Raw genomic sequence first — 18,680 nt, 5'->3', positions numbered from 1 at the left:
AGATGAGGCAAAACGCTACCAGCGAGACCGTTGGGGCGTCTGCCGGACCTATCAGAACCTTCACATTTTGACGTAGTAAGTCAGGGTTCCTTCGCAGGTCGTGTGCTCTGCGAACCCCAAGGTCACGGCTTGATGAAGCCAAGGTCACCTTTTGTCAAATGGCTTTGCCCGGGTTCAGGAGGCCGAGCGGGTCGAAGACCGCCTTGATGCCCCGCTGCACCTCCGTGGCGACCGGCCCCGCCTCGAGGGCCAGCCAGCGCTGCTTGAGCAGGCCGACGCCGTGCTCGCCCGTCAGGGTGCCGCCGAGCTCCAGCGCGTGCGTGAACACCTCGTCCGCCGCGGCCCACACCTCGGGGGGCGGCTCGATGGTGCCGTGCTCGAAGATGAAGACCGGATGCAGGTTGCCGTCCCCCGCGTGCGCGACCGTGGCGATCCGCACCCCGTGCCGCGCCGCCGCGGCCTCGATCGCGGTGATCATGTCGGGCAACACGGAACGCGGCACGCACACGTCCTCGACCAGGCACGCGCCCTGCCGCTCCTTGGCCTGGTAGGCGAGCCTGCGCAGTCCGATCAGCTCCTCGGTCTCCTGCGGGCTGGAGGAGACGGCCACGAACGAGGCGCCGTTCTCCATGCACAGCTCCTCCATGCGCGCGGCCATCGCCTGGCCGTCCGTCGCGTCCGACTGGCCGATCAGCATGGCCTGGGTCGACGCCTCGAGGCCGATGTTGCGCCACTCGTCGATGGCCTCGAGCGTGGCCCGGTCGAGCAACTCCATGAGCGAGGGCTGGCAGCCGGCCGCCATGATCGCCGACACGGCGGCGCCCGCGTCGCGCAGCGAGCCGAACTCCGCGGCGAAGGTGGCCGGAGGCGCGACGGGCGCGCGGCGCAACCGTACCGTGGCCGCCGTGATCACGCCCAGGGTGCCCTCCGAGCCCACGAACAGGCCGGTCAGGTCGTAGCCCGTGACGCCCTTCATCGTGCGGCGGCCGGTGTCGAGGATCCGCCCGTCGGCCAGCACGACCTCGAGACCGAGCGCCGAGTCCCTGGTCACGCCGTACTTGACGCAGCGCAGCCCGCCGGCGTTGGTGGCCAGGTTGCCGCCGATCGTGGAGATCTCGTACGACGACGGGTCGGGCGCGTACATCAGGCCGTGCTCCCTCGCGGCCTTGTCCAGGTCGGCGGTGATGACGCCGGGCTCGACGACGGCGATCTCGTCGGCGGGGGAGAGCTCCCGGATCGCGGTCATCCTGGCCAGCGACAGGATGACCGTGCCGTCGCCGGCCACGGAGGCGCCCGCCAGGCCGGTGCCCGCGCCGCGCGGCACCACCGGCACCCGGTGCTCGGTGGCCCACTTCATGGTGGTCACCACGTCGTCGCGGGAGGCGGCGAGCACCACCCCAGCCGGCTTGCCCGGCTCCAGGAACGTCCGGTCGCGGGCATAGGAGTCGATCACGTCCGGATCGGTCAGGACGCGGCCTTCGGGCAGAGAGCTCACCAACGCATCAATCGGTCTCACACCATGCACCTTATGGGCAAATCACCGCTATCCGGAGAGGGGCCCTCGAGTGCGGCCTGGCGGGCGGTTTGCGCAGGCCGTGGCTTAGGGCCAAACTGCCCGGGTGAAAGTCAGGTGCCCGGTGTGTTCGGAGACCGACCAGGTCGTAGCGGTCCCCGGAGCGGTCGCCGCGGGGACCACGTACAAGATCGGGCGGGTGCGGTTACCCGGGGCGCGCGAGGTGGCCGATCTGCCGATGGCGGCGACTCTGGGCGCCTCGAAGCACGTCATGAGCCGCACGCAGCTCGCGGTCTGGTTGTCGTTCCCCAGCCGCCACTACACGCCGTGGGCCAGGAACCAGGGCTACATCCTGCTGCTCCTGGCGGCCCTGGCCCACCTCGTCATGTCGCTGGTCATCGCGATGGGCCAGGACCCCAACTGGGGCGAGGTGCTGCTCGCGCCGTTCTGCCTGACGGGCCTGTTCTGGGGGCTCGGCCTGCTGAACGTGCTCGGTTCGTACGGCGCCCGCAAGCGCGACGACAGCGAGGCTCCGGCCAGGGAGAACGCCATGGCCGTGTGGGAGAACCTGTGCTACTGCGCCCGCGACAACGTCGTGTTCGAGCCGGAGGTCGGCGTCTCGTTCCATCCGAGCGAGACGCGCGAGTACATCTTCGGCTTCCGGTCGGGCCGCTGACTCAGCCCCGCTCCTCCGCCACCAGGCGCACGCAGACGGCCAGGCCGTTGATGGCCTGCTCCAGCTCGTCGAGCTCGGGGTAGGTCGGCGCGATCCTGATGGTGCGGTCGCCGGGGTCGTCGCCGTAGGGGTGGGTGGCGCCCGCGGGGGTCAGCGCGATGCCCGCGGCCTTGGCCCTGGCCACCACCTCGGCGGCGTGCGGCACCTCCAGGCTGATGAAGTAGCCGCCCTTGGGGGTCGTCCAGGTGGCCAGGTCGCCGAGCTGCTCGGTCAGCACCTTGTCGACCAGCTCGAACTTCGGCCCGATCAGCTCGGCGTGCCGGCGCATGTGGGCGGCGACCCCGGCGCCGTCGCGGAGGAACTCCACGTGCCGGAGCTGGTTGAGCTTGTCGGGGCCGATGGACTGCTTGGCGGTGTTGTGCAGGAACCACTCGACGTTCGCCGGCGAGGAGCCGGAGAACGACACGCCCGCGCCGGCCAGCGTCACCTTCGAGGTGGAGGCGTAGACGAACACGCGGTCGGCGTTGCCCTGCTCGGCGCTGAGCGCGAGCAGGTCGGCCAGCTCGGCCGGGGTGTCGGTGAGGTGGTGCACCGCATAGGCGTTGTCCCAGAAGATCCGGAAGTCGGGGGCGGCCGCGGGCATGGCGGCCAGCCTGCGCACGGTCTCGTCGCTGTAGACGACGCCGGACGGGTTGCTGTACTTAGGCACGCACCACATGCCCTTGACGCTGGTGTCGGAGGCGACCAGGCGCTCCACGACGTCCATGTCGGGCCCGCCGGCGTTCATCGGGACGGGCACCATCGTGATGCCGAACCGCTCACAGATCGTGAAATGCCGGTCGTATCCCGGCACCGGGCACAGGAACGTGACCTTCGGCTCCTCCACCCACCGGCGCGCGGCGCCCGGCAGCGGCGTCAGCAGCGCGTGCACGATCGTGTCGTGCATCAGGGACAGGCTGGCGTTGCCGCCCACGACGAGCTGACCGGCGGGCACCTGCACCAGCGGGGCGAACAGCTCGCGCAGCTCGGGCAGGCCCTGCAGGTTGCCGTAGTTGCGGCCGTCGGTGCCGTCGGCCGCGCGGTAGGACGTGGGCAGTTTGAGCATGTCGTTGGAGAGATCGAGCTGGCGCGGCGACGGCTTGCCCCGGGTGAGGTCGAGCTTGAGCCCTCTCTGGACGAGGGCGGCGTAGTCACGCTGAGCGGTCACGAGATCTCCTCCATGTCGGTCCGGTTACGAAGGATAGAAGACGCCGCCACGTGGACCGGCACCGATCCGGGATATAGACGCTCGCGCGTCTCGGAAAGTCCAAGCTTTGCCGCACATGGTAAAGAACGGCTGCCCGAGCGGCGGTCGTTGGCGTGGAATGGGTAGATCGGGGCAGTTGGCACTCCGCACTGGAGGGAGCGGCCGTGACAACCGTTCGCGAACCCTCGATCGAACAGGTCAGGCGCCGGCGCACCGGGACCATGATCGCCTCCTGGCTGTCGACGACCGACCACAAGGTCATCGGCTACCTCTACCTGATCACGTCGTTCGGGTTCTTCCTCGCGGCGGGCCTCATGGCCATGATCATCCGGGCCGAGCTCGCCGGGCCGGGACTGCAGCTGGTCAGTCAGCAGCAGTACAACCAGCTGTTCACCATCCACGGCACGATCATGCTGCTGCTGTTCGCCACCCCGCTGTTCGCCGGGTTCACCAACGTGATCATGCCGCTGCAGATCGGCGCTCCCGACGTGGCCTTCCCCCGGCTGAACGCGGTGGCGTACTGGTTGTTCCTGTTCGGCGGGTTGATGGTGCTGGCCGGGTTCTTCACCCCCGGCGGGGCGGCCGACTTCGGATGGTTCGCGTACACGCCGCTGTCGTCGTCCATCTACTCGCCGCAGGTCGGCGGCGATCTGTGGATCATGGGGTTGGCGCTGGCGGGGCTCGGCACGATCCTCGGCGCGGTCAACTTCATCACCACGATCGTCGCCATGCGGGCGCCGGGCATGACGATGTTCCGGATGCCGATCTTCTGCTGGAACGCGCTGCTGACCTCGATGATGGTGCTGCTGGCGTTCCCCGTGCTCACGGGCGCGCTGCTCGTGCTCGAATCGGATCGCAAGCTGGGCACGCAGGTCTTCCTGGCCGAGAACGGCGGGCCGCTGCTCTGGCAGCACCTGTTCTGGTTCTTCGGCCACCCCGAGGTCTACATCATCGCGCTGCCGTTCTTCGGCATCATCACCGAGGTCATCCCGGTCTTCAGCCGCAAACCCATCTTCGGCTACCTGGGACTGGTCGGCGCCACCATCGCCATCGCCGGGTTGTCGATGACGGTCTGGGCGCACCACATGTTCGCGACCGGGCAGGTGCTGCTGCCGTTCTTCTCGTTCATGACGTTCCTCATCGCGGTGCCGACGGGCGTGAAGTTCTTCAACTGGATCGGCACCATGTGGCGCGGGCACCTGAGCTTCGAGTCGCCGATGTTGTTCTCGGTCGGCTTCCTGGTGACGTTCCTCCTGGGCGGCCTGACCGGCGTCATCCTGGCCTCGCCGCCGCTCGACTTCCACATCAGCGACACCTACTTCGTCGTCGCCCACTTCCACTACGTGGTGTTCGGCACCGTGGTGTTCGCCATGTTCGCCGGGTTCTACTTCTGGTGGCCGAAGATGACCGGCCGCATGCTCGACGACCGGCTGGGCAAGGTGCACTTCTGGACCCTGTTCATCGGCTTCCACATGACGTTCCTCGTGCAACACTGGCTGGGGCAGATCGGCATGCCCAGGAGGTACGCCGACTACAGCGCCGCGGACGGCTTCACCTTCCTCAACGAGGTCTCGTCCGTCGGCGCGTTCCTGCTCGGCGCCTCGACGCTGCCGTTCCTCTACAACGTGTTCAAGACCGCGAGGAGCGCGCCCAAGGTCACGCTCGACGACCCGTGGGGCTACGGCAACTCGCTGGAGTGGGCCACGAGCTGCCCGCCGCCGCGGCACAACTTCACGTTCATGCCGCCGATCCGCTCCGAGAGGCCCGCATTCGACCTGCACTATCCGCGGGAGCGGACGAACGTGCCGCCCGAGGTGGACCCCGAGGCACACAGGGCCGGCGCCCCCGAGCTCCGGCCCGGCGAGGGTACGAGCGACTGACCTTTCCCGAACCGTGACGTGGTGCTTGTGTGGAGGTGACGTTTCGCCTATCTAGGGAGATCGGCGATGACCGGCACGAAGATCCCCTTCGACCCCGAGACGGCTCCCTGCGGGAAGAAGTCCAGTGGTGAACGCCTCATCGACGACGACGAGTACGGCCTGGTGATCCGCGACCAGTACTTCGACTGCGGCTGCCGCATGATCCGGCACGAGTACCACGACGGCAGCATCCACCTGTCCGCCATCCGCCACGACGGCAAGCGGGTGAAGGACCCGATCCAGCCCGACCACGGGAAGTGACGTACATGATCGACGTGCTCATCGTCGGAGGAGGCGGAGCGGGCCTGCGGGCGGCGGTCGCGGTCGCCGAGGTGGATCCCGCCCTCAAGGTGGCGGTCGCGTCCAAGGTCTATCCGATGCGCAGCCACACGGTCTCCGCCGAGGGCGGCGCCGCCGGGGTGATCGGCCTGGACGACACCCTCGACGAGCACTGCTACGACACGATCTCGGGCGGGGACTGGCTGCCCGACCAGGACGCGGTCGAGGCGTTCGTGGACGAGGCGCCGCGCGAGCTGATGCAGCTGGAGCACTGGGGCTGCCCGTGGAGCCGCGAGCCGGACGGGCGGGTGGCGGTGCGCCCGTTCGGCGGGATGAAGAAGATGCGCACCTGGTACGCCGCCGACAAGACCGGCTTCCACCTCCTGCACACCCTCTTCCAGACAACCCTGAAATATCAGGACATCATCAGGTACGACGAGTGGTTCGTCACCAAGCTCGTCGTCGACGACGGCCGCGTCCACGGCGTCGTGGCCGTCGAGATCAGGACCGGCCGCATCGAGACCATCCCCGCCAGGACCGTCATCCTGGCCACCGGCGGCTGCGGCCGCGCCTTCCCCTTCACCACGAACGCCGCCATCAAGACCGGCGACGGCATGACCCTCGCCTACCGGGCGGGAGCGCCGCTGAAGGACATGGAGTTCGTCCAGTACCACCCGACCGGCCTGCCGTTCACCGGCATCCTCATCACCGAGGCGGCCAGGGCGGAGGGCGGCTGGCTGATCAACAAGGACGGTTACCGCTACCTGCAGGACTACGACCTCGGCACCCCCACGCCCACGCCGAAGCTGCGCAGCATGGAGCTGGGCCCGCGCGACCGGCTCTCCCAGGCGTTCGTGCACGAGCAGGAGAAGGGCCGCACCGTGGACACGCCGTACGGCCCGGTCGTCCACCTGGACCTGCGCCACCTCGGGGCGGGCAAGATCGACGACCGCATCCCGTTCGTCCGCGAGCTGTGCCGCAGCTACCAGAACCTCGACCCGGCCACCGACCTCATCCCGGTGCGCCCGGTCGTGCACTACATGATGGGCGGCGTCCACACCGACATCGACGGCGCCACCCCCGTCGCCGGGCTGTACGCGGCAGGGGAGACGGCCTGCGTCAGCATCAACGGGGCCAACCGGCTCGGCTCCAACTCCCTGCCCGAGATCCTCGTCTTCGGCCGGCGCGCGGGCGTCGCCGCCGCCGGGTTCGCCAGGTCGCACAGGAACGGCGAGCCGTCCTGCGTACGCGCTCAGGGGGAGGACGAACGGCGGCGGTTGGAACGCGCGCGCGGGGGCAGCGGGCACGGGGAGCGGATCGCCGACCTGCGCGAGCAGATGCAGCACGCGCTCGAAGGAGCGGCGGGCATCTACCGCACGGGTGACGCGCTGGCCAAGGCCGCCGACACGCTGGCCGAGCTGCGCGAGCGCGCCGAGGAGGCCCGCATCGACGACACGAGCACGACGTTCAACACCGAGCTGATCAACCTGCAGGAGCTGCACGCCATGCTGGAGGTCGCGCAGACGATCGTGGCCTGCGCGCTGAACAGGCGGGAGTCGCGCGGCGCGCACCAGCGCACCGACTTTCCCGCCAGGGACGACGAGGCGTTCCTGGCGCACTCGCTGGTGCACCGCGCCCCCGACGGAACGCCGTCCGTCGGCCTGCTCCCCGTGACGATCACCCGATGGCCCCCGGGAGAAAGGGTGTACGGCCGTGACTGAGGGGCGCGGCGAAGCAAGCCGCCCGCGGAGCGATTGAGGAGGGTGAAGGAACCGATGAGCGCGTCTGAACCCGGCGTGACTGATGCCGCGCAGACCAGGACGCTGCGGATGGAGGTGTCCCGGTACCGGCCGGGGGAGGACGACGAGCCGGTGCTCCAGGGATACGACGTGCCGCTCATGCCCGACTGGGCCGTGCTCGACGGGCTCAACTACATCAAGGACCAGCTCGACGGCAGCCTGTCCTACCGCTGGTCGTGCCGGATGGGCGTGTGCGGCTCGTGCGGTATGACCGTCAACGGCGAGCCCCGGCTGACCTGCGGCACCTTCCTCACCGAGTACGGCGACGGCCCGGTGCGGATCGAGCCGCTGAAGGGGTTTCCCGTCATCAGGGACCTGGTCGTGGACATCGACGACTTCCTGGCCAAGCTGTCGTCGGTGCGGCCCTGGCTGGTCAGGGAGGGCGAGGACCTGCCGCTGACCACCGAGTACGCCCAGACGCCCGAGCAGCTGGAGGCGTACAAGCAGTACAGCATGTGCATCAACTGCCTGCTGTGCTACTCGGCCTGCCCGGTCTACGTGCTCGAACCCGACTTCCTCGGCCCGGCCGCCATCGCCCTCGCCCAGCGCTACAACCTCGACTCTCGCGACATGGGCGACCGGTTCGACGTGCTCAACCTGGAGGACGCCGTGTGGGGCTGCACGTTCGTCGGCGAATGCACCCAGGTCTGCCCGAAGCACGTGGATCCGGCCGAGGCCATCCAGCGGTACAAGCTGACCGCCGCCCTGCGTTCGGTGCTGCCGTGGAGCAGGCGATGACCTCCAGGGAGAAGGTGACCCCGAGCGCCGCCGTACGCACCACCTCGGCCGCCTACCGGCCGCGGACCGACCGGCTGTGGTTCGCCCGCAGCCGCCGCTACACCTTCTTCGTGCTGCGCGAGCTGACCAGCGTCTTCGTGGCGTGGGCGATCGTCTACACGCTGATGCTCGTGGACGCGGTGCTCGGCGGGTCGCTGCGGGACTTCGCCGCGCTGGCCTCCCGGCCCTGGATGATCGCGCTCAACGTCGTCGCCCTGGCCGCGACCGCCTTCCACGCGATCACGTTCCTCAACCTGGCGCCCAAGGCGACCGTGGTCCGGCTGGACGGCTGGCGGGTGCCCGCCTGGATGATCCAGGGCGGCAACCATTCGGCCTGGCTGCTGATCTCCGTGCTGATCGCCTATTTCATCCTGAGGTCGCCATGAAGCGCACGCCCGAGCCGTATCTGTGGTTGTTGTTCAGCGGCGGGGGCGTGGTGGCGGCGCTCGTGCTGCCGGTGCTGGTGCTGCTGTTCGGGGTGCTCATGCCGCTCGGCGTCGTCGACTGGCCCGCCGTCGATCATTTGCGCGCGCTGCTGGACGGCGTGGTCGTACGGGCCGCGCTGCTCGTGGTCGTGACGCTGTGTCTTTTTCACGCGGCCCACCGCATTCGTTTCACCAGTGAAGAGCTGTTCGGCATCGCGAAGTTCGATCGGGCACTGGCGGTGATCTGCTACGGGGCGGCGCTGGCGGGCGTGGCCGCTGCCCTTTGGGTGATGGCCTGATGTCGTAGTTTGATCACGTTTCAACAATTCCCTTTACGACCCGTTTAGTCACCCTCTAACGTCCGGCATTGCACACCCTATGGCCATGCGCCCGGCGACCCCGGGCAGAAAGGGTTCCTGGTGCCACGTACAAAGCGCCTGTTAGCAACGCTTCCCGCGGTCGCCCTTCTCGGCGCCGCCCTGACCGTTCCCTCCGCGCAAGCGTCGTCGGTGGCGGTTTACGAGCCCGCAGCCTCGGACTTCTACATCAACTACGCTCCGCCGAGGGTCGCGGAAGACCCGAAGGAGCCCAAGCTCGAAGATCCGAAGGCGCGCTCGCTCACCCCGGCGCAGAAGTTCGACAGGAAGTTCAGCAGCGGTAACCCCGCGGCCGGCCGCATTCTCGCCGCGCGCGAGAAGGAGGCCATGAGAACCGGCCGAAACCCCGCTGAATGGATCTTCAAGAAGTCCAAGCAGACCCGTACGGCCAAGCTCCTGACGCTCCTCGTCGAGTTCAACGAGCAGGCCGACGACGACTTCTCCGGATTCAACCGGCTGCGCTCGGTCGGCAGCGCCCCCGACGACTGCGTCGTCGAGCCGCCGGGAACGCTCCTGAACGGCCCCCTGCACAACAACATCCCCGACCCGGCCACGCTGCCGCACAAGGACAACAACTCCTTCTGGGTCAAGGACTTCAGCACCGAGCACTTCAACAAGATGCTCTACACGGACAAGGGCATCACCGAGCGGGTGCGCCCCGACCTGAAGGACCCCCGCGACGGCAAGCCCGGCATCGACATCTCCGGCTTCACGATGAAGAAGATGTACGAGGAGATGTCGAAGGGCGCCTACTCCGTCACCGGCGAGGCGGTCGGCTGGGTCAAGGTCCCCCACTCCGAGGCCTGGTACGGCGCCGCGGCCTGCGGCGGCGCTCCGCAGGACATGTCCGGTCACCCCGACAACGACCTCGGCGCCCAGCAGCTCCCGATCGACTCGGTGAACGCGCTCGTCCAGGCCCAGCCGGACTTCCCCTGGGCCGACTACGACGTGGAGGACGTCTCCGACGCCGACGGCGACGGCGACTTCCAGGAGCCCGACGGCGTCATCGACCACCTGGTGCTGGTGCACGCCGGCAAGGACAAGTCGTCCGACGGCGGCGCCGAGGGCACCTACGCCATCTGGGCGCACTCCAGCGCGGTCGCCGGCGGCTACACCGTCCCCGGCACCGACAAGAAGATCTCCAACTACATCGTGCAGCCCGAGGACTCGGGCGTCGGCGTCTTCGCCCACGAGTACGGCCACGACCTCGGCCTGCCCGACCTGTACGACACCTCGGGAGCGGGCAGCTCGGCCGTGGACTTCTGGGACCTGATGTCCAGCGGCTCCCACTCCGGCCCGATCTTCCAGTCGATGCCCACCCACATGGGCCTGTGGGACAAGTGGGTGCTCGGCTGGGCGAACCCGAAGGTGTTCGACCCCGGTGACCGCTCCAAGCTCGTCACCGTCGGCCAGACCTCCCGCACGCCCAAGCTGACCGAGGACGGCGTCCGGGTCAACCTCGCCTCCGCGCCGCTGAAGATGATCGAGCCGCACAGCGGATCGAACGCCTGGTGGACCGGCCTGGACCAGGAGTGGGCCAACATCGGCCTCACCCGCGACGTGCCCGTCCCCGAGGGCGCCGACGTGCGGTTCTGGATGTGGAACAACTACGAGATCGAGTCCGACTGGGACTTCGGCTTCGTCGAGGTCTCCACCGACGGCGGCGCGACGTGGACCCAGCAGAAGGTCTTCGACGAGGCCGGCAACGAGATCACCACGCCCGACGACTACCCGGACCCGAACAAGAACCTCGCCACGTTCGGCAACAAGAAGTACGGCATCACCGGCAACACCGACGGCTGGCGGCACGACTACGTCAACCTGACGCCGTTCGCCGGGCAGACGATCAAGCTGCGGCTGACGTACAACACCGACGCGGCCTTCATGCCGCGCGGGTGGCACGCCGACGACTTCGAGCTCACCAACGACGGCACGTCCGTGTGGAGCGACGACGTCGAGGGCGGGGACAACGGCTGGCACGCCACGGGCGGCACGTTCACCAACACGAGCGGCCAGGGCTGGACCCGCAACAACGGCGAGCGCGAGGTCTCCCGCTTCTACCTGGCGGAGTGGCGCAACTTCGACGGGTTCGACAAGGGCCTGCAGTACACCTACGACACCGACTACTCCCGTGACGGGGCGTGGAAAGTGCAGAAGATCAAGTACAACGCGCCCGGCCTGCTCGTCTGGTACCGCGACTCCACCTACGTCAACAACCACGTGACCGCCGACATCACGGGCCCGCCGAGCCTCGGCCCGAAGGGCAGCCTGCTGGTCGTGGACTCCCACTACGAGCCGTTGCGCCGCACGGGCACCGCGGCCGAGAAGGACCCGACGCTCAACAAGAACCTCCCGGGCCGCGCCCAGACCTCGAACGCCGCGTTCGGGTTCCGCAAGACGTACCCGTTCAAGGAGTGCCTGGAGGCGGCGGACGAGCCGTTCAGCGAGTACTGCACGGACTTCAAGGCGCAGAAGGGCGTCAAGACCTTCACCGACGCGAAGACCTGGTACCCGGGCATCGAGCTGATCGACAACGGGCTGTACTACCGCGACTTCGACGCCTCCGCGGTCGTGCCGTCGAAGGGCGACCAGGCGTACACCACGCGCGTGGTGCACCAGGACGGCACCCCCGCCACCGAGCTGTACGGCCAGGTGGCCGCGGGCTCGGTGCTCGGCACCGGCAACCCCGGTGACGAGGGCAAGGCGCTGGGCGTGCAGTTCCAGCTGCTCACCCCGCTGCCGGGCAACCTGGGCGCCATCGTCCGGGTGGTCCCGCCGAAGAAGTGACGTGTGGGGCCGGCCGTCCCCAGTGGCCGGCCCCACGCCCCGCGCCTCCGGCCGGCCCGCGTCCAGCGGGCGGCCGAAGGTAGCGGTTCGTGCGCATACGATTGATGACCATGACCGAACTGCGCACCAAGGACGAGCACACCGAGGCGATCCGGAGAGATCGCCGGGTGGCGGTCGTGGTGAACACTCGCTCGCGCCGCGGCCGGCGGCACTATTTCGAGGTGATCGAGCAGATCCACAACCTCGGGTTCGAGCCGCTGGCGGAGCTGTCGGTCTACAACCCCAAGCGGCTGCGCGAGCTGCTCGACACCGCCCTGGCCACCGAGCCTGACCTGCTCATCGTGGGCGGCGGCGACGGCACGCTCTCCTCGGCGGTGCGGCACGTGGCCCACCGCGACGTGGCGCTCGGCGTGCTGCCACTGGGCACCACCAACAACTTCGCCCGCAGCCTCGGCCTCCCCCTCGACCTGGCCGGGGCGATCAAGGTGTTCGACACCGGCAAGGTGGCCGACATCGATCTCGGCCTGGCCGACGACCGGCCGTTCGCCAACCTGGCCAGCTTCGGGGTGTCGGTCGAGGTGGCGGGCAAGGTCAAGCCGTGGCTCAAGCGCATCGTGGGGCGTCCCGCCTATCCGCTGACGGCGCTGACGATCCTGCCGGGCCACACGCCGTTCCGCGCCTTCATCACCGTCGAGGGGCAGCGCCATGAGCTCCTCACCCACCAGCTCAACATCGCCAACGGCCGCTTCCACGGCGGCTGGCAGGTCGCCAGGGACATCAGCATCGACAACGGCATGCTGGTGGCCTACCAGCTCGGGTCGGGCAAGAAGCTGCGGCTGCTCGGCGAGACCCTGCTCAGGGCGACCACCGGGCGCTGGCGCAGCCTCGCAGGGGGTCCGTTCGTGACGGGCCGCGAGATGCTCCTGGAGACCGATCCGCCGATGGCCGCCGACGTCGACGGCGAGGTGCGGCTGCGCACGCCCATCAGGCTGCGGGTGGTCCCCAACGGGGTGCGCGTCATGGTGCCGTCCTCGTTCGAGGACAACTGAGCCGCCACCCGACCACGCCGCCCTGGCTTCAGGCGTCGCCCAGGCGCCGGTAGGCCGGCTCCAGCGGGCCCGCCAGGCCGGCGGGCGGCGGGAAGACGCGCAGGAGGAGGTCGGGGGCGGCGGCGGACGGGCGCCGCTCGGGGCGGTGGGCCGTCGCACCGGGCGCGTAGAAGTCGGCCAGGCGGTCGGCGAACGGCACGTCGTCCACGCGCAGCGCGTCCGCCGTGGCGTCCGCGGCGTCGTCCGCCAGAGAGCCGAGCAGCTGCTCGCGGGTGCGCCCGCGCCAGGCCAGCACCAGGAACGGGTCGTCGTCGAACGACTCGGCCAGCAGATAGAGCACCGCCGACAGGTGCTTGCACGGGAAACCCCAGTCGGGGCACGAGCAGTCCATGTCGAGGTCACGCGGGAACAGGTCGATCCCGAGCGCGGCGAACACCTCCTCGATCTCGGCCGGCATCTCCCCGGCCAGCAGCTTGGCCCGGTGCACGGCCTGCGCCGCGATCGACTCCTCCACGGCGGCCCAGCGCGACTCGCCGTACGCCTCGATCCTGATCACGACGTCGTACGGGTCGCGCCGCGAGCCCTGCACGGCGGCCCGCGCCTCCCCGGCCGCCAGGTCGATCGACAGGACCTGGCCCTGCCGGGCGTAGGCGCGGCCGCGCGAGAGCCGTCCCTTGTCGCAGACGCGCTCCAGGATGTCGATGAACCGCCGCGACCACCACGTGGAGCCGATGCTGCCCCGCCGCGTGCGGGCCTTGATGCCGCCCTCGACCCTGATCGGCCGGGCGCCGTCGTACCAGTCCTCGAACCGGGCCACGCTCAGCCCACCCCCTCCGCCGTCAGCCGGAACACCTCGCGCAGCTCGTCGGTGGACAGGTCGGTGAGCCAGTCCTCGCCGGCCCCGACCACCCGCTCGGCCAGGGCCTTCTTGCGCTCGATCATCTGGTCGACGCGTTCTTCGAGGGTGCCCCCGCAGATGAGCTTGCGCACCTGTACGTTCCTGCGCTGCCCGATGCGGAACGCGCGGTCGGTGGCCTGGTCCTCGACGGCCGGGTTCCACCAGCGGTCGACGTGGACGACGTGGTTGGCGGCGGTGAGGTTGAGGCCGACGCCGGCCGCCTTGAGCGAGAGCACGAACAACATCGGCTCGTCGTCGTTCTGGAACCGGTCGACCAGGCGGTCGCGGGTCTTCTTCGGCAGCCCGCCGTGCAGCCAGAGGACGGTCGTGCCGAGCCGCTGGGCCAGGTACGGCTGGAGCATGGTGCCGAACTCCGCGTACTGCGTGAAAAGCAGTGCCTTTTCGCCTTCTGCCAGGATTTCTTCGGACAACTGCTCCAACCGGGCCAGCTTGCCCGACCTGCCCGACAGGCGGGAACCGTCTTTGAGCAGGTGGGCCGGATGGTTGCAGACCTGCTTGAGCCTGGCCATGGCCGACAACACCAGGCCGCGCCGCTCGATGCCCTCGCTGTCGTCGATCCTGGCCAGCATGTCGTCGACGACCGCCTGGTAGAGCGTGGCCTGTTCTGTGGTGAGCGGGCACCACTCCTTGATCTCCAGCTTTTCCGGCAGATCCGAAATGATGGATTTATCGGTTTTGAGGCGGCGGAGGATGAACGGGCCCGTCGCCCGCCTGAGCGCCCTGGCCGCCTGCTCGTCCTGCCGCGCCTCGATGGGCTCCTGGAACCTCGTCCTGAACCGCGTACGCGGCCCCAGCAGGCCCGGGTTGGCGAACTCCATGATCGACCAGAGCTCGGCCAGATGGTTCTCGACCGGGGTGCCCGTCAGCGCCAGCCGGGTGCCCGTGGGAATCGACCGTACGGCCTGAGCCTGCAACGTCCCGCTGTTCTTGATCGCCTGCGCCTCGTCGCACACGACCCTGCGCCATTCGTGCCGCCGGAGCGTCTCCAGGTCGCGCTGGGCGGTGCCGTACGTGGTGATCACCAGGTCGGCGTGCTCGATCTCCGCGGGGTCGCGGCCGCTGCCGTGGTGCACGTGGACGCGCAGCCCGGGCGCGAACCTGGCCGCCTCCCGCTGCCAGTTGCCGACCAGCGACATCGGGCACACCAGCAGCGTCGGGGCAGCGGCCCGCTCGTGCACGAGCAGGGCCAGCGTGGTGATCGTCTTGCCCAGCCCCATGTCGTCGGCCAGCACGCCGCCCAGGCCCAGCTCCGACAGGAAGCTCAGCCAGGCCAGGCCCCGCTCCTGGTAGGGCCTGAGGGTGGCGTCCAGTCCCGCCGGCGTGGCCAGCGGCGTCAGCCGGCGCTCGGCCTGCCCGGACAGCAGGTCGCCGAGCACGCCGTCGGCGTCGACCTCCAGCAGCGGCAGCTCGTCGTCATCGGCCTGGACGACGTGACGCAGCAGGTCGGCGGCGCTCGCCTCGCCCGTACGGGCGCCCTCGACGGCCTTGAGCGCGGCCTTGAGCTGCCGGTCGTCCAGCTCCACCCACTGGCCGCGCACCCGGACCAGCGGCACCTTGAGCCGGGCCAGCTCGGCCAGCTCCGCCTCGCTGATCGTCTCTTCGCCCACCGCCAGGTCGATGCGGAAGTCGACCAGCTCCCGCATCCCGAACCCCTGGGCCGCGGCCGCCTTCTGCGCCTTGGTCCTCGTGGTGAGCTTCAGCCCCAGCTTCGTACGCCCCGCCCAGCGCGGCAACTGCACGCCGAACCCGGCCGCCTGCAACAGCGGCGCCGCCTGCCTGAGGAACCCGAACGCGCCCGCGGTGTCCAGGGCCAGCTCGCTCGGCTGGGGGACGCGCAGGGCGCGGTCCAGCTCGGGATAGAGCCTGACCGCCCGCCCCAGCCCGGCCAGCAGCTCCCGTTGCGGTTTCCCCGGGAACCCGGCCGGGCCGCCCTCGCTCCACACCCTGGCGGCGGGAACGTACAGGCTGGGGTCGTCGGCGGCCTGCAACGCCAGCTCGACCCGCCATCCATCGGTCCTGTCATCAGCGGCGGAGTGGGCACTGGCGTCGGCGGAGGTGCCGGCGGGCTCCAGGAGGCGGAAGCACACGCGCGCCGCGCCCTCGGCCGTCGTCACCGCGTCGTGCCACTTCTCAAGCTCTTGCCGCAGCTCGGGCACGTCGGGACAGGCCGGGTCGTCGCCGGTCAGCGCGGCCAGCCAGCGCTCGCGCGGCCCTGCGGTGAGGGACCCGGCGGTGGAGGGTCCCGTGGTGAGGGGCCCTGTGGTGAGGGGCCCTGTGGTGAGGGGCCCTGTGGTGAAGGGCTCGGCCAGGGTCTGCCTGACCAGCGCGTCGGTGAACGTCTCGAGCGCCTCGCGCAGGACGTCCGCGGAGGGACGTTCGGTTCGGGAGGTGCGGCAGGCGGGCGGCATCGCCAGCGCCAGCTCCCGGAAGTATCCGGCATCCACCCCCGTCAACACCGGCCACCACACCGCCCGAGCCGTGCCATGAGCAGGGATGAGCCTGGGGATGACCCGGCCCCGGCGTACCAGGTCGCGGGCGAAGGCGGCGACGGCGGCCCAGTGGCGCAGGGTCGCGGTGCCCGCGTGCCCGTCCAGCATGGGCAGGGCCACGGCGGCGGGTGGCACCACGGCGGGAACCTGCCAGAGCCGCAGCCGTGGCCGGGTCACCTCCGCCAGCCGCCCGGTCTCCGGCGAGGGCAGGGGCTCCTTGGCCGAGCCGGGCAGGAGCAGCTCCAGCGTCCGCGACGGCGGGTCGTCGAGGCCGAGGGCGGCGGCGACCACGGACCCGGAAGCGGCGTGCGGGTGCGGGCGTGCCCCCGCACCCCGGCCCGCGCCTGCGCCCCGGCCCGTGCGCCCGTCCGCGCCCGCGCCTGCGCCCCGGCCCGTGCGCCCGTCCGCGCCCGCGCCTGCGCCCCGGCTCGTGCGCCCGTCCTGGGGCGTTGGCTCGCCCTGGCTCGTGCGGCTGTCCTGGCCGGTGGGCCCCTCGTGGCTCGTGGGCGCGGGTCGGAGTGGGGAGGACTCGTCGGCGTCCGTGATCTCGGCCCAGAAGGCGAGCCCGTCGCCGGCCCAAACTCCGTGTACCCGCACCCTGGCAGGTTACCGCCGCCGTGGGGCCTCCGCCCGCATCGCGGCACCCGCCACGGAAGCCGCGCTCGTCGATCTCGTACGCGGCCCCGGCCCGCGCGGCATGACGCGCGCCCGGCCGCGTGGACGCGGCCGGGCGCGCGTAGCATGGAGGTATGGACCCTCCCGGATCGTGGTGCGAGCGTCCCAAGCCGCAGGCTCCCTCGTGCGAGCTCCCGTCCCCGTGGAGCAAGCCGAAGCAGCCGGGCAACTGGTGCGAGGCCGACAGGAACGACCCCGTGGTGTCCGTCCTGCGCTTCGTCCTCAAGGCCGCCAGGCGGTAGTCCCGCGCGCCATCAGCGGGTGATAGAAGGCCGGTTGTCTGGGTAGTCGCCTTCCGCAGCGGAGGAGGCGATCGTCGTGAACGACACCCACAAGCTGGTCAACGACCTCTCCGAGCAGGTCTCCCGACTGGTCAAGGACGAACTGCGCCTGGCCAGGATCGAGCTTCAAGAAAAGGGCAGGCACGCGGGGTTCGGCGCGGGGCTGGTCGGCGCGGCGGGCGTGACCGCGCTGTTCGGCGCCGGTGCCCTCGTGGCCGCTGTCATCATGCTGCTCGCCCTGGTCCTGCCCGGCTGGGTGGCCGCCGCGATCGTCGCGGTGGTCCTGTTCGTCGTCGCCGCCGTACTCGGGCTGACCGGCAGGAAACAGGTGAAACGAGCCACCCCGCCGGTCCCGAGGGAAACCTTCGCGAGCGTCAGGGCCGACATCGACATGGTCAAGGAGAAGGCGCGACGATGAGCGAGACCGATCCCGGATACACCGGGGAGCAGCACGCAGGAGACGTCGGCGCGCACAGAGCGACGGTGGGCACGTCGACGGAGCGCGAGTCCATCAATGTCCCCCCGACGAGAGCGGGCGCGGCGGAGAACGCGAGGCAGGCCGAGGCCGCCCGCGAGGAACACGAGACCTTCATCCCCGAATCTCCCATCGCCGACGAGCGGACCGAGGCCACGGAAAGCCGGCGGACGGAGGAGGAGTCGCTGAAGGGGGAGAGCGGGGCGGACGGTGAGGAAGGGGACGACGTGCGTAAGGACATCCAGAAGACCCGGAGAGATCTGGGCGAAACCGTCAGCGCGCTGGCGGGCAAGGCCGACGTGAGGTCCAGGGCGAGCCATGCCGCGCAGGCGGCCAGGGGCAAGGCGGGCCATGCGGCGGAGACGGCCAGGGACAGGGCCGGTCACGCGGCCGAGACGGCCAGGGGCAAGGTGGGTCACGCCGCGGAGACGGCCAAGGGGAGGGCCGGTCACGTGGCGGAGACGGCCAAGGGGCGGGCGGCCGGCGCGGCCGCGACGGTCAGGGGCAAGGCGTCGGACGTGGCGGGGAAGGTTCGCGGGAGCGCTCCTGAGGCCAGGGACGTCGCCACGCAGGCGAGGAAGCGGCCCGTGCTGCTCGTCACCGCCATCGGCGCCGTGATCGGCTTCATGGTGCGCCGGATGATGATGAGGCGGCGCGCGCGGAGGCAGGCGGCCCGGCCCTGGTCGATGATGAGGCGGCGCGCGCAGAACGAAACGGCCAGGCTCCGGTTGACGACGAGGCGGCGCGCGCAGAAGAACCGGGCGTCCCTGCCCCGGTGGGGCAGGAAGGCGTGACCTTCAGGGTGCGGGAGGGAGCAGGGCCCGGCGCAGGACGGTGAGCGTGGTCGCGACGGTCTAGGCTCCAGATCATGTTGCGTCCTGGAAGCTGGTCCAGGCCTGCGGGTGAAAGTCCCGTCCGGGTAAGCATCGGAGCGCCCGGTAGCAGGCCCCGGTTCGTCGTGGAGACATGGCGGGCTGAGCGGGGTGTCAAGAGC

At 70.1% G+C, this 18,680-nt stretch carries 16 protein-coding genes; 12 read left to right on the top strand and 4 right to left on the bottom strand.

All coding sequences use genetic code 11. From position 1 onward, the window contains the following. Positions 1-154 precede the first annotated feature (154 nt). Positions 155-1,516: an FAD-linked oxidase C-terminal domain-containing protein gene (locus ABGB01_RS44105; protein WP_347780152.1), complete on the bottom strand. Its 1,362-nt coding sequence runs from the start codon at positions 1,514-1,516 to the stop codon at positions 155-157. 121 nt (positions 1,517-1,637) lie between these two features. On the opposite strand from ABGB01_RS44105, the gene ABGB01_RS44100 reads away from it, so the two are divergent. Then, positions 1,638-2,189 carry a hypothetical protein gene (locus ABGB01_RS44100; protein WP_347780150.1) on the top strand — a complete coding sequence of 184 codons (552 nt, stop codon included), beginning with the start codon at positions 1,638-1,640 and terminating at the stop codon, positions 2,187-2,189. 1 nt (position 2,190) lies between these two features. On the opposite strand, the gene ABGB01_RS44095 is transcribed toward ABGB01_RS44100, so the two are convergent. Beyond that, entirely contained in the window at positions 2,191-3,396 is a 1,206-nt protein-coding gene (locus tag ABGB01_RS44095) for an aminotransferase class I/II-fold pyridoxal phosphate-dependent enzyme (RefSeq protein ID WP_347780149.1), read from the bottom strand. A gap of 260 nt (positions 3,397-3,656) precedes the next feature. On the opposite strand from ABGB01_RS44095, the gene ctaD reads away from it, so the two are divergent. From ctaD to ABGB01_RS44055, 8 genes are all read left to right on the top strand, one after another. After that, a complete protein-coding gene (gene ctaD / locus ABGB01_RS44090) occupies positions 3,657-5,315 on the top strand; it encodes a cytochrome c oxidase subunit I (RefSeq protein ID WP_347780179.1) in 1,659 nt (552 codons plus the stop codon). A 66-nt stretch (positions 5,316-5,381) separates the two neighbouring features. After that, positions 5,382-5,615: a hypothetical protein gene (locus ABGB01_RS44085; RefSeq protein ID WP_347780148.1), complete on the top strand. Its 234-nt coding sequence runs from the start codon at positions 5,382-5,384 to the stop codon at positions 5,613-5,615. Positions 5,616-5,620: 5 nt separating this feature from the next. Continuing rightward, positions 5,621-7,354 carry a fumarate reductase (quinol) flavoprotein subunit gene (gene frdA / locus ABGB01_RS44080; protein WP_347780147.1) on the top strand — a complete coding sequence of 578 codons (1,734 nt, stop codon included), beginning with the start codon at positions 5,621-5,623 and terminating at the stop codon, positions 7,352-7,354. Positions 7,355-7,408: 54 nt separating this feature from the next. Next, complete coding sequence (gene sdhB / locus ABGB01_RS44075; protein WP_347780145.1) at positions 7,409-8,170, top strand: succinate dehydrogenase iron-sulfur subunit; 762 nt, start codon at positions 7,409-7,411, stop codon at positions 8,168-8,170. Beyond that, complete coding sequence (locus ABGB01_RS44070; protein WP_347780144.1) at positions 8,167-8,595, top strand: hypothetical protein; 429 nt, start codon at positions 8,167-8,169, stop codon at positions 8,593-8,595. The genes sdhB and ABGB01_RS44070 overlap by 4 nt, the downstream gene beginning before the upstream one ends. Next, entirely contained in the window at positions 8,592-8,933 is a 342-nt protein-coding gene (gene frdD / locus ABGB01_RS44065) for a fumarate reductase subunit FrdD (RefSeq protein ID WP_347780143.1), read from the top strand. Before ABGB01_RS44070 ends, frdD begins: the two co-directional genes overlap by 4 nt. Positions 8,934-9,053: 120 nt before the next feature. After that, positions 9,054-11,798 carry an immune inhibitor A domain-containing protein gene (locus tag ABGB01_RS44060; protein WP_347780141.1) on the top strand — a complete coding sequence of 915 codons (2,745 nt, stop codon included), beginning with the start codon at positions 9,054-9,056 and terminating at the stop codon, positions 11,796-11,798. A 110-nt stretch (positions 11,799-11,908) separates the two neighbouring features. Then, on the top strand, positions 11,909-12,847 hold the full coding sequence (locus tag ABGB01_RS44055; protein WP_347644116.1) for a diacylglycerol kinase family protein: 939 nt from the start codon (positions 11,909-11,911) through the stop codon (positions 12,845-12,847). A gap of 28 nt (positions 12,848-12,875) precedes the next feature. Here ABGB01_RS44055 and ABGB01_RS44050 read toward each other — a convergent pair whose 3' ends face one another. After that, positions 12,876-13,664, bottom strand: a complete 789-nt coding sequence (locus tag ABGB01_RS44050) for an SWIM zinc finger family protein (protein ID WP_347780139.1) — start codon at positions 13,662-13,664, stop codon at positions 12,876-12,878. Positions 13,665-13,666: 2 nt separating this feature from the next. Continuing rightward, complete coding sequence (locus ABGB01_RS44045; RefSeq protein WP_347780138.1) at positions 13,667-16,852, bottom strand: DEAD/DEAH box helicase; 3,186 nt, start codon at positions 16,850-16,852, stop codon at positions 13,667-13,669. Between the two features lie 152 nt (positions 16,853-17,004). Here ABGB01_RS44045 and ABGB01_RS44040 point away from each other — a divergent pair, with 152 nt between their 5' ends. The 3 genes from ABGB01_RS44040 to ABGB01_RS44030 all read left to right on the top strand — a co-directional run bounded on the left by ABGB01_RS44040 (position 17,005) and on the right by ABGB01_RS44030 (position 18,480). Next, positions 17,005-17,172 (top strand): hypothetical protein, encoded by a 168-nt coding sequence (locus tag ABGB01_RS44040; RefSeq protein ID WP_347780136.1) that lies wholly within the window; start codon positions 17,005-17,007, stop codon positions 17,170-17,172. Between the two features lie 76 nt (positions 17,173-17,248). Continuing rightward, positions 17,249-17,629: a phage holin family protein gene (locus ABGB01_RS44035; RefSeq protein WP_347620920.1), complete on the top strand. Its 381-nt coding sequence runs from the start codon at positions 17,249-17,251 to the stop codon at positions 17,627-17,629. Further along, positions 17,626-18,480: a DUF3618 domain-containing protein gene (locus ABGB01_RS44030; RefSeq protein ID WP_347780135.1), complete on the top strand. Its 855-nt coding sequence runs from the start codon at positions 17,626-17,628 to the stop codon at positions 18,478-18,480. Before ABGB01_RS44035 ends, ABGB01_RS44030 begins: the two co-directional genes overlap by 4 nt. Positions 18,481-18,680: the final 200 nt, after the last annotated feature.

Source organism: Nonomuraea sp. B5E05 (genome assembly GCF_039880665.1).
Classification (GTDB): domain Bacteria; phylum Actinomycetota; class Actinomycetes; order Streptosporangiales; family Streptosporangiaceae; genus Nonomuraea.
The sequence above is the reverse complement of the archived record's forward strand: the minus strand, read 5'-3'. Positions and strand labels throughout refer to the sequence as shown.